Below are 12,471 nucleotides of genomic sequence, written 5' to 3'. Positions count from 1 at the left end.
CACTGTCCCATTGTGTTGCTAACTCCATTGAAACTGCAACCTGAAAACATTGAATGCCAAATTGCCAAAATTGTTCAGGGTATTCTCCCATACTCCGACTCTAGAAGCGTCAATAATTTCTCTTCCACCGCCGTAAGATAAGCCCGATTCAGCTTTCCTAACGACTGCAAGAGACTTTTGACTGTCTCCTCAAGTGAATCTGAATACACCCGATTAATGCGATCGCAAATCACCTGCATCTGCTGACACTCCTGGGGCAGGTAGTTGAAGGATTTCAGATGTTGTAACCCAACGGCGCACTCGCCATCCCACATTTTCACCGTGCAACTAAAGTCATTCACTGCGCTGACAATAGCCCAACACCCACCCTTTCCTCTGAGTTCTGGATTATCTTTGGCTAAGATTTGGCATACCTCGCCTAATTGATAGGTGTTAGGTACTTGAGTACGTTCCATTATGCGCTGCACCGCATCTTTGACGATGCGATGAGATGGTACTTTCCCGTTGGCAGACTCTACAGCTTGCTCCCATGCTTCGGGCTGAATATCTGGGTCAAGCTTGGACAGTGGCCTGATTTGCCACTCATTAGTCGGCAAAATGTGAACGTTCCGTTCACATTTTTCCACTAAATTATCAAAAATAACCGCAGCTTCTATTAAATGGTAGGGCTGTCTGCGGCTAAAACCAAAGCGTTCGCGGCAATAATCTTCAAAAGTTTTGTGCGTGGAACGATATAGTCTGCGATCGCGTAACTCAGTTAATGCCTTCCCTGCTTCAAAGAACGCTCGTTCTACCCTACGCTCCAAGTGCAGGCGATCGCTTTGCTCCTGCTCGGTCAATTCAGGTACTTCAACAGCAGCAATATCGATGATTGCTGAAGCTGGGTTTTCTGAAGGGGTAATGTCTGAGTTGATGGGCAGTTCTGGATTGCTTAATGCGGCAGAGGTAGCTTGTTTGCGCTTACGGGGTGGGGTGTTCATGCTTCCACCTCTTATAGCTTAAGTATGCTCAGGAACAAAAATACTTATGATGCCTCCTTATTAGGTGTTAACCATAATACCTGAGTATTAGGTTTAGCTGGTTTACCAGGATTAGATAATTGCTCATTTTCGGCTTTTTGTAAACCTTTTGATTGAATATCCCCAGTTGTAGGGTCGCCATCATGATCAAAAGTGTAGTCAAACAAATCCCCAGGTGTAATTATTCGGTTATCACCTGCGGCTTGATACGCCTTTGTTAAACCATTACATAAACTGTTTAAAACTCTCCCACTGATCTGTTCAATTTCATCAGCGTTTTTCAGTTTTGAAATGGACGTTGGGTGGATACCCGAAAGTTCAGCAAGTTCTTTATTGCTGATTTTCTTCTCTGCCATTAATATTCTTAGCCGCCAACGAATCATCTTTTGAGAGTCTTTTTTTGTTTTCCTTACTCTCATAGTTTCCTCCACTAATGCTTTTATAGCTAGATCGCTTACTTAAAGCGATTCCTTCAAATATAGCAGCCATAACAATTAATATGCAAGCTTGACAAATACATAGCGAGGTCGCTATATTTATAGATAGCAAAAAGCGACCGCACCTCTCTCGCAAATTGGAAGCGATCGCTTTTGCAAAACATCCACCATACAGATGGCGTAACCAATATAATGACATACCAAATCTACAGCCATCAACAGCTGCACCTGAAATCTATTGCCCGTCTCAAGCAAATCTACAGCGAAATCGGCTGCACAGTCGAAGTAAGCGACAAACGCTGCAAAGATGCCTGGATTTCCGCCATTGTTAACTATCAGGCAAGCAAGGTTCAGAAACTTACCCCCACTGCCCCCGACGAACAAGCCATAGCCCAAGCCGAACTCGACAACTACATTGCTGACCAAGCCCAAGCCCTTGCTCCCGAACCCCTCAGAATAGTCGAAATCTCGTTTGACCATCACGAATATTATGCTGATGACAAACTGATAGCCAGCATCAGCCATGACGATAACCACTTAACGCAACGCTGGGTAGTCATGATCAACGATAAAGAATTATTTCGTGCCAATACTTTAATGCGTTGCGATCGCTTCATCTGCTCTCACTACAAAGACGGTTCATTACCTGTGCAGGAAAAAGAAGCAACACCCCCCACAACCGAAAACCACATCATGGCGCATATCTTCAACGAGTGCCAGAATTATGGGTTTGAAATTCTCGATGATGGCATTTACAACAACAACGGCGTGAAACTGGGGCAAGTCGGATGCACTGACGGGAACTGGTGGGTGAAGAGGCGTTGTTCAGTTCAGCAGCAGTATTCTAACTCCGTGTTTGATGCAGTGCGTAGGCTTTGCCCGTCGCAGACATCGCTGTCGATGGTGGATGTGTCTTGTGATAGTAAATCCATTTTTGATGAATATTTTTTAGAGCAACCGTTAGAACAGCTAACTGGCGATAGATTGCAACGACTGCTGGAGAGAGCAGAGTTAGTCACAGCGTAAGTCTTGGGCTTCGCTTGGGAAAAGGTTAAAGGGAAAGGGGGAAAGGTAAATTTCTTCATTCCCTTCCCCTTTGCCCTTTCCCTTTTCCCTAAAACACATTCCCTTCATTCACTAATCACTTATTCATCTATGCAACCCACAATATCAATTCTCCTACACTGGCGCTACACTCGCTTTGCTTATGACCAGCATACACAACAAACAGGGTATTATTCCTTGCGTGATTACTAGCATCAACTCAAAGCTTACAAAGATAATCGTTTTGAGTCGCAAAAGTAAAATTTAAGGGAAGGCGACCAAAAAATGACATCGCTTTTTTCTCAGCCTGTATCTACTATTTAATTTTAGTGTATATGTACTATACAAAAGTACTATTGCTGATATTTGCTGCTTGATTCTTGAAGAAGTCCATGTTACCATCCGTAATGTTACGTAAAAATAACCTGATTAGTTTGCTGTAGAGTCAAAATCTATTCATAACTAGGCAAAAATTAGCAAAATTGCCCAAACAGAATATAACAATTTATCAGCTTCAATTGTGATTCATTTGCAAGTTAACAATTAGTAGTGGGAAAAAGATGTGTAGAGTATTGATATTTTTCCCCACAACTTTTGTGATGAGAAAATTTATGCAAATCATGGCAGTTACATCGTATGAAAGTCACAGAAAAATCAAGTATTTTGCAGGCATCATACAGATTTTGGAGCATCCCAAAGATTCCACCAGAAAACTTGGTTAGCCATAAGACCGATCGCAGCAATACATTCAAGTTATGGCAGATAGGGATTACTCTGGCAGCAACTAGCGGAGTGATTTTTTCAGGGAATAGTGCGATCGCCCAAATTGTTCCCGATCGCACTTTAGGTGCAGAAAGTTCTGTTGTCACACCCAATGTTGATATTAAAGGTGTATCGAGCGATCGCATCGATGCAGGGGCGATTCGCGGTGCTAATTTATTCCATAGTTTTCAGGAATTTAATATCAGGGAAGGACGAGGAGCTTATTTCAGCAACCCGGCTGGAATTGAGAATATTTTTAGTCGGGTAACAGGGAACAATGTTTCAAATATCAATGGGAAACTCGGCGTACTGGGTAATGCTAATTTGTTTTTGCTCAACCCCAATGGAATTATTTTTGGGCCCAATGCATCGTTAGATTTGAATGGTTCATTTTTAGGTAGTACAGGCAATAGTTTTAATTTTGGGAATGGGGAAGAGTTTAGTGCTAATAATCCGACAGCCCCACCATTGCTATCTGTATCAGTGCCTTTGGGAGTGCAATTTAACCAAGAACAACCAAGTGCGATCGCTAATTTTGGCAATCTCTCAGTGGGGACAGAGCAAAACCTGAACCTGATGGGAGGAACGGTGGTTAGTACCGGGCAGTTGTCAGCACCGGGAGGGCAGGTTGCTGTTGCATCTGTGCCAGGTGGTAGTGTGGTGAATTTGAGTCCATCAGCACAATTTTTAAATATTGAGACTTCATCACCTGTAACGAGTGTAGGCTCATCTTCTCTGAGTGAGTTACTGACAAGTGTTGATGAGCGTCAGCGTCCAGGGTTAACCGTGAACAGCAACGGACAAGTTGAGTTGACAGGATCGGGTTTGCCTGTGGTGGATGGTGATGTGGTGGCAAAAAACGTTACGGCACAGACTGCAACACTCACAGCGAATAATAATTTAACGCTGGTGGAGAATCAGTTAGGTACAACTGGTGATTTGAACCTGCTGGCGCGGGATACGGTGCGGGTGCGGGACAGTGTGAATAATCCCTTTGTCGCTCAGGCTGGAGGACAGCTATTAGTTCAAGGTAGGCAAGGAGTTGATATTTTTGCCTTAAATCATCCCTCCAGTGGTCTGCTTTCGGGGGGGGATATGGTGTTGCGATCGCTTAACACTGTGGGAGGTGATGCTCACTACTGGGCTGGGGGAAATTTTCGGATTGAGCAAATGGATGGGAGTTTAGGAGGTTTGTTTAGTCCTTATGACCCGATTATTCGGGCTAGTGGCGATGTAAGTTTTGCCAGCTACGAAGGAGCTTCACTGCACATTCTTGCTGGCGGGAGTGTAACTATACGTGACACAGTTACGATTACGGGTGCAGATGGAACGAATGGACTTGTTGAGACAGTATTCTTATCAGATGATGATCCTAATGGCAATCGTCGCTCTTTTGTAGATATTGATGGCAGAAACTCTCCGACTCTAGATATTCGGGCTGGTGTACGTGCAGATGCGATCGGCACTCCAGAATTTACGCCAGTTCCTTTCCCAGGAGTAGATAATAACGGCAATGAGAATAACATTTTTCCTAATTCTCCAAACATCACGCCAGACATCAGTGATGACACTCGAAGAAACGGTGCAAATATCACAATCGGAAGTATTGTTAACAGAGGCATTCAAGGTCAAGTAGTCAGAGGTCAAGTATTTTTAACCAATCAATATGAGCCAAATCTTGATCTCCCTGGTGGTTCCATTGAAATTACAGGTGGAATACCAGCTCCAGATGACCCAGCTCCAGATGACCCTGATTTAAGTTTAGGCTTCACTTCAATTGCTGCTTATGGTAATGATGTCACAATAGATGCCAGAGGCGATGTCACAATTGCTCGAAATATTATTACTGGTTCTGGTGGAGATATAGGTGGAAATGTCAATATCCTTAGTGGAAGAAATATTGACACTACAGGGGGGAGGATAATTTCTTTAAGTAGTAGATTAGCTGGAGATGTTACTCTCAGTGCTACTGGCGATATTCGCTCTGGTAATATCGAAGCTTCTAGCAATACTGATGATCTAGGATTTAGCACAATTAGACTTGAATCATTACAAGGGTCAGTGATTTTAGATAGAGTTCAATTGAGTACTTCTAATCCTGATGGCTATGATTTTGCAGGAAATATCGAAATTTCTGCTGGCAAAGATGTAAATATCACTGGTAATAGAGTATTGGATGCCGATGGAAATGAGACTGGTGATATTAATCTTATCAGTAATGGATATTTTGGGATTGTTAATATTGAAGCTGGTGGCAATGTCATTATTACAAACAGTCTCTTAAGTGCCGAAACTCCAAGAAGAGATTACGTTAATGAATCTGAAGAACCTAAAAGTCGTTCTGGAGAAATGAAAGTAATTTCAAGAACTGGAGAGATTAATATTAGCAATTCTTCTTTGTCCACTACAACTGGCTCTAGTAAAGCCGATCCAGGGAGTATTTTCCTGACAGCAGAAAATGGCAAGGTCTTAATTCAAGATAGTAGTAATATCACCAATACCATTCAGATTCGTTCTGGTGGTGTGGGTGATAATACTTCTCCCGAAGTTAATATCAGGGGTAACTCTGTTGAAATTCTTGGTAATTCATTTGTAGATACGAGAAACAATGGATTCGGGAAGGGTGCAGATATAGCCATAACGGCAACTAACGGGGGTTCAATTAAAATCCAAAACAGTGGTTTAGATGCGGCAGCATCTAATTCTGCTAACGGTGGAAATATATCTTTAAATACCAGCAATGGAGGTTCGATAGAATTAGAAAATTCCACAATTTTTACAGATACTTTTGGCTCTGGAAAGGGAGGTGACCTTAACATCACAGCAGAAAATGGTTTAATTAAATTAAATAGTTTTATACCACCAGAAACAGAATATTTTACAGGGGAAGCTACTTTGGTAGCTACAGTCAATAAAGGTGAGAACGAAAGACCAGATGCTTCGGGTAGAGGAGGCAATATCAATCTCCAAGCAAGAAATGTAGTGTTAGAAAATGGAGCCAAAATCCAAACCAGAACAGATGGAACACCAGAACCTAATAACCCCGATAAAAATGCACAAGCAGGAAATATTACAGTTAATGTTCAAGACTCTGTAACTATGTCAGGTAACTCAGAGTTGAATGCAAAAACTACTGGAAGCGCAAATGCAGGTTCTGTGGAAATTCAAGCCAATGAACTAATAATTCAAGGTGGATCTAGAGCTACAGCTAGTAGCGAAGGTTCAGGAAAAGCTGGGGATGTCTCTGTAGGTGCTAACTCGGTACTGTTACGGGGTACTAATCCAAATACTGATTTTCGCAAAATTTTCGAGAATAATCAGACACCTAAAGAAGGCTTATTAGCTGAAGCAACTAATGGTGGAACTGCTGGAACTTTAATTATCTTTGCAGATGAACTCAGGATTGAGAATGGAGCCGCAGCAACTGTAAGTAGTCCTAATGGACAAGCAGGAAACCTCGTAGTTTTCGCAAAAGAAATCTTTTTAAATAATGGGGCACTTCTTGCTACAACTGGACGTGAAGGAAGCGAGCCTAGAGCGAATATTTTTCTATTAGGAAATGAAGGAAATGAAACTACGCTTGTTCAGTCAGTAGTAGATTTACTGTTATTAATAAGCAACAAGAAGCTAGGCGAGCAAGGCAAGAAATCTCTACCTGGTTCTCCTCTTGATTTCCTGATTCTGGGCAATGAAAGCCTAATAGAGACTAACGCCGTAAACTCTGCTAATGGTGGCAACATCGCCATCAAAACTAGGCTGCTTATTGCACTTCCACCAACCGGGAAAAACGGTAATGATATTTCTGCGAATGCACTGGCAACAGGTAATGGTGGCGTTGTCGCAATCGATCCTAGACCTTTAGGCATCTATGGCACAGAGTTCCGACCAAAAACACAAAATATATCTTTGAATGAGATCACTGCCTCTTCCGAGCAAGGTCTGCAAGGCACTGTGGTAATTGTCCCAATCAATGTAGACCCTAAACGTGGGATACTCCAGTTGCCAGAAGATTTAGGTGATTCTTCCAGATTAATTACGCAGAGTTGCCCCGTGGGTAAAACGCAAGCTGGAAGCAGCTTCATTGTCACTGGACGGGGTGGTTTGCCGCCAAGCCCAAGTTCAGCACTTAGCAGTGATGCTTTGATGGGAACAACGACAAACGCCTCCCCAAGAGAAACTCGCTTGATGCAAAGCAGTTCCCCAAGTTCCACTCTTGTCGAAGCCAAAGGTGTGAACATTGGACCCAAAGGCGAAATTATTTTCACTGCCAACCCATCCAAACCTACTTCTGATAACTCTTGGCAAAGAAACACACGTTGCAATGCACAATAATTCTCGTGTTCAATCACCAGTTGTAAACCCCTGGCTAAGAACTACTGCTCTCTCAAAAGGACTAAAATCCTTGTTTAGCAATACTTTTAATCCGTTGAAACGCACTTTATCTATTAGCCCGGAAATTGATTTCCCGATGGTCGAGGGTTTGAAAATACGCCCTCGGCTGCTACTACCCATCGCAACACTAGCACTGAGTCTACCTGTATCATTCAGCACACATACGGTTGCGTTAGCACAAGTCCCCATCAATGCACCTTCAGCGCAGAACTTACCGCCCAATTTGCCCCCTCCCCGCGATTTAGTACCTCCACTATCTCCACCCCCACAACCGCAGCTAGTTCCTTCACCTCTTCCAGAAGACATTTTACCCAACCAACAACCTCCCCAACAACTACCGCAATCGGTTCCACCGGTTCCTGACACCTTTTCTGTCACCAAGTTTCAATTTGAAGGGAGTACGGTTTTCAAAGACGAAGAACTACTCCAAGCAATGGAAGTAATTCTCTATAGTCCCGAAGCATTAGACGAAAAGACTAGATGTGAACAACTTTCAGGTCGATCAATTAAACTGTCTCCCCTTCGGAGACTGCCAAGAACTGAAAAAGACGCTCAACAACTGTCCTTTGCCCAATTGCTAAAGGCACGTTCGGCGATTACTCAGCTTTATATTTGTAAAGGCTACATTACCTCTGGCGCAGTGGTTCCAGAACAAAAGCTAGAGGGAGGTGTTGTGAAAATTCAGTTGGTTGAAGGTAGCTTAGAAGGTATCAAAATTACTGGGACTCGGCGATTAAATCGTAGTTATATTCGCAGTCGGTTAGAAAGAGCAAATCAAAAACCCCTAAATCGCGATCGCTTACTCGAAGCATTGAACCTACTCCAGTTCAATCCCCGCATTGACAGCTTATCAGCAGAATTGTCTGCGGGCACTCGTTTTGGTACAAACTTGCTCGAAGTCAATGTCAAAGAAGCCAATACCTTTCACGGTGAAATCAAGCTTGATAATAGCCGATCGCCGAGCGTGGGTAGCTTCCAACGCAGCGCTCGACTGTGGGAAGATAACTTATTTGGCATCGGAGACACAATCAGCCTGTTCTACGCCAACACTGACGGTAGTAACGAAGTCGATGTCGGCTACACCTTACCCCTCACTCCCCAAGACACTACCCTGACCTTCAGCTACAGTCATACCTCCAACAACGTAATTGAGGAACCTTTTAACGAACTAGATATTGTATCGAATTCGGATAGATACCAACTTAGTCTACGCCATCCGTTTATTCAAACTCCCACGAAAGAATTAGCACTAGGACTAACCCTTTCGCATCAGCGATCGCAGACTTTTCTCGGATTTGAAGATATTGGAGCTTTTCCACTATCACCAGGGGCTGACAATCAAGGACGCACGCGCATCTCTGCTTTGCGGTTCTTTCAGGAATGGACGCAACGGGGCGATCGCTCGGTTTTGGCATTGCGATCGCAGTTCAGTTTTGGGCTACCTATATTCGATGCCACAATTAACGATGTTGGTTCCGACGTTGCACCCGACAGCGAATTTTTTGCTTGGAGAGGACAGGCACAATGGGTGCGACGTTTTGGCACAGATACGCTCTTAGTCCTGCGGGGTGACATGCAACTCGCAGATCGCAGGCTAGTATCCTTAGAGCAATTTGGAGTTGGCGGAATAGCTAGTGTTAGAGGATACCGTCAGGATCAATTGCTGACAGATAACGGAGCCTTTGGTTCTATAGAACTTCGCATACCTATATTACGTATTCGTGAACCACAGGGATTGTTGCAACTAGTACCTTTTTTTGATGTTGGTACAGCCTGGAACAACTTTGAAGGTGCAGACCCCGATCCTAGCTGGCTTGCATCTGTTGGTTTGGGGCTGCGGTTTGAAATTCGCGATCATCTCAATGCTCGCTTAGATTGGGGAATTCCCATCGTCTCAGCAGATTCAAACGAAAGAACTTTACAAGAAAACGGTTTATATTTTTCTATCGTATGGAACCCCTTCTAAAGCGTCATTTCCGCAAGCTCTACCGCCGTATCTCCGTGCAGAAGGTAAATCACCAGATAATTTACCTATTTATCGTAGCTCTGATTTCGCTTATTTCAGTGTTTGGTATTCACAAGTTGTTGGTAGAAAAGGCTATTGGTAGCGAACCAGCAGCGCAACTGATTTGTACAAAAACACCAAACCTTAGCCCAGAACAGTTAAGTAGCCAAGGTAGAGAAAGTTACGAGTCTGGGCAGTTTGATGAAGCAATGGATTGCTGGCAAAAAGCTATTGCTGGCTACCGTAAACTTGACAATGAAACCGAAACTGTCAATAACCAAATTAACCTAGCGCAAGCCGAACAAGCGCTAGGATTTTTCCCACGCGCCTGTAGTACACTACTGCAAATCTATGGCGAGGAAAGTTGTAAAACACTCCCACAAGAGGAAGAGAAGCATAATGAGTTCGGAAAAAAACTTGCGGAACGTGCAAATTCTCCTAGCAAGATAGCAGGTTTACGTAGCTTTGGCAACGTCCTACGAGGACTAGGCGAACTAAACTGGTCCCATGAAGTTTTATTACTAAGTCTGGACAAAAGTCAACCTCAAGAAAAGGCGGCAATTTGGCTCGATTTAGGAAACACTCGGCGGGCTTTAAGTAATAAAGAACAGGACTTATACTACCGTTCACAAGATGAGCAAAATCTTATTTGTGCGATTATAGATGGTTACGCAACTACAGAAGCCTACCAAATGGCTGAAGGCGAAATAGGTTCCACCTCACCCTCTCTATTCAACACTAAACTACAGTCACAACTAAATCAGTTGAGCCTAGTATTAGATTTACAAGATTGGCGCAATAACGGATTAAATCAACAAACGAAAGGCAAACAAGATGTTTTAAATCAGTTGTTTAGTCCAAGTGGTTTATTTGTGCGTAATAATAAAGCAGAAAATTGCTGGACGCAGTTGGGATTAAATCCATCTCAATACAAGTTGACAAACCAAATTAATCTATGGTTAGTTAATCAATTATCAGAGCAAAACCCACTGATTCAATTACCCAAAATTGATAATCTTCAACAGCAGATAGAGGAACTACCAGAAACTCATGCGGCACTATTTACCAGGCTGAATTTTGCTAAAAACTTGATTCGGATCAAAAATGTACCTACTACAAAAATCAAGCAATTTCTGGAAACTTCAATTGAACAAGCCAAACGTCTCCGTGACTCGAAAACAGAATCTTATGGTTATGGATATCTTGGTGAGCTATATGAAAAACGTGGGGAATTTGAATTAGCTAAAAAGAATACTGAGACAGCTTTGTTCATCGCTCAATCACTTGAATTAGCCTCAGAAACTGAATATCTATGGGAATGGCAATTGGGACGTATTTACAAATCTCAAGTTCCAGCAAGAACACAAGCTCAAACTAAAGCAATGCTGCAAGGAAATTTGAATGCTGCACGGGAAATATATCAACGTGCATACGTAACTTTGCAATCCCTGCGTAGAGAGTTAGTTGCTGCTAATCCTGATGCCCAATTTTCATTTCTAAATGATATCGACAGCATCTATCGTGATTACGTTAATTTGCTGTTATGGGATGATAGCCCTTCCCCAGAATATCTCTTCAAAGCACGGGAAGTAATTGCTTCTTTACAAGCAGTAGAACTAGAAAATTTTCTGCGAGTAGCCTGTCCGGAATACAACGTAGAAGAAATTGACACAATTGTTGATAAAAAAGCACCAAATACGGCTTTTCTTTATCCAATTCGTTTAGAAGATAGAATTGAAGTTATTGTCAAACTTCCTAATAATGTTAATAGTAAAAGCTCAGGAAAGGAAAAACTAGAACATTACAGGGAATCAATAACAGTTAATTTTGAAGATGAAATTAGACAGTTTCAGAGAGACTTGGAAGAAGAATATACTTTTGAGGCTGTTATCAAAGAAGGTAAAAAAATATATGATTTGCTTTTGAAGGGCACAGAAAAATTTATTAAAAATAACCCAAATATTGATACATTGGTGTTTGCGTTAGATACAAATTTGCGAAATATTCCCTTGGCAGCATTGGTGGTTGATGATACAAAAAATCCACCCACCTATCTGATAGATAAGTACGCTGTGGCGTTAGCCCCAAGATTACAAATTCCCACCCCTCGAATCATCCAAGATAAAAAACTAAGTGTTTTAGCTGCTGGGCTAACTAAACCCGATGCTGAAAAATACCGACAATTTCCAGAATACTTCCAAAAATTTGGTAAGTTGCCTTTTGTTACAAGAGAGATAGAAGAGATTCAAAAGATAGGTGGTTCTAAAATTTCACTTGACAAACTCGTTGATGATGAATTTAATACTAACCAATTAGAAAGAAAGGTCAATAGTTCTATTTTTCAAATTCTTCATTTAGCTACACATGGCGAGTTTAGTTCGAGTCCGGAGAAGACATTTATATTAAGTTACGATAAACCAATTGTAGTTAACGAACTGGGTAATATATTCCGTAGGCAAGCTCAAAATCAACCAGAACCTATAGAATTAATTGTGCTGAGTGCGTGTGAAACCGCAGCAGGAGACCAGCGAGCAACTTTAGGAATTTCTGGTGTAGGTGTTCGAGCGGGTGCGCGTAGTGCGATCGCTTCTTTGTGGACACTGGATGATAAAATCAGTGTTGATTTTACTAAAAAGTTATATGAGCAACTGCTTAAACCAGAATTGACGAAAGCTCAAGCTTTGCGAAATGCTCAACGAGAACTGAGAGATGAGAAAAAATTCCCCGGTCGCCAACATCCGAGATATTGGGCACCTTACATTTTACTAGGGAACTGGTTGTAGGTTACATTTAAAAATTATTTATGGGTTTG

The 12,471-nt window shown here is 42.3% G+C and carries 7 protein-coding genes; 4 read left to right on the top strand and 3 right to left on the bottom strand.

The features are described 5' to 3' along the window. Window positions 1-74 precede the first annotated feature (74 nt). From H6G86_RS29560 to H6G86_RS29550, 3 genes are read right to left on the bottom strand one after another with little or no spacing between them, the layout of a single operon-like run. Window positions 75-980, bottom strand: coding sequence for a hypothetical protein (locus H6G86_RS29560; protein ID WP_190937293.1), 906 nt, complete (start codon window positions 978-980; stop codon window positions 75-77). Between the two features lie 44 nt (window positions 981-1,024). Beyond that, window positions 1,025-1,375, bottom strand: a complete 351-nt coding sequence (locus H6G86_RS29555; RefSeq protein ID WP_199327223.1) for a helix-turn-helix domain-containing protein — start codon at window positions 1,373-1,375, stop codon at window positions 1,025-1,027. Next, the gene (locus H6G86_RS29550) at window positions 1,350-1,655 is read right to left on the bottom strand and encodes a hypothetical protein (protein WP_190937292.1); all 306 of its coding nucleotides are present in this window, start codon (window positions 1,653-1,655) and stop codon (window positions 1,350-1,352) included. The genes H6G86_RS29555 and H6G86_RS29550 overlap by 26 nt, the downstream gene beginning before the upstream one ends. On the opposite strand from H6G86_RS29550, the gene H6G86_RS29545 reads away from it, so the two are divergent. From H6G86_RS29545 to H6G86_RS29530, 4 genes are all read left to right on the top strand, one after another. Continuing rightward, a complete protein-coding gene (locus H6G86_RS29545) occupies window positions 1,649-2,482 on the top strand; it encodes a hypothetical protein (RefSeq protein WP_190937291.1) in 834 nt (277 codons plus the stop codon). The two genes, H6G86_RS29550 and H6G86_RS29545, sit on opposite strands and share 7 nt — an antisense overlap. Window positions 2,483-3,136: 654 nt before the next feature. Continuing rightward, complete coding sequence (locus H6G86_RS29540; RefSeq protein WP_190937290.1) at window positions 3,137-7,594, top strand: two-partner secretion domain-containing protein; 4,458 nt, start codon at window positions 3,137-3,139, stop codon at window positions 7,592-7,594. Beyond that, window positions 7,584-9,620 carry a ShlB/FhaC/HecB family hemolysin secretion/activation protein gene (locus tag H6G86_RS29535; RefSeq protein WP_190937289.1) on the top strand — a complete coding sequence of 679 codons (2,037 nt, stop codon included), beginning with the start codon at window positions 7,584-7,586 and terminating at the stop codon, window positions 9,618-9,620. Before H6G86_RS29540 ends, H6G86_RS29535 begins: the two co-directional genes overlap by 11 nt. Next, entirely contained in the window at window positions 9,605-12,442 is a 2,838-nt protein-coding gene (locus H6G86_RS29530) for a CHAT domain-containing protein (RefSeq protein ID WP_190937288.1), read from the top strand. The genes H6G86_RS29535 and H6G86_RS29530 overlap by 16 nt, the downstream gene beginning before the upstream one ends. Window positions 12,443-12,471 lie beyond the last annotated feature (29 nt).

Source organism: Nostoc sp. FACHB-133 (genome assembly GCF_014698055.1).
GTDB lineage: Bacteria > Cyanobacteriota > Cyanobacteriia > Cyanobacteriales > Nostocaceae > Nostoc.
Note: the sequence above shows the minus strand (reverse complement) of the source record. Positions and strands in the feature narration are given on the sequence as shown.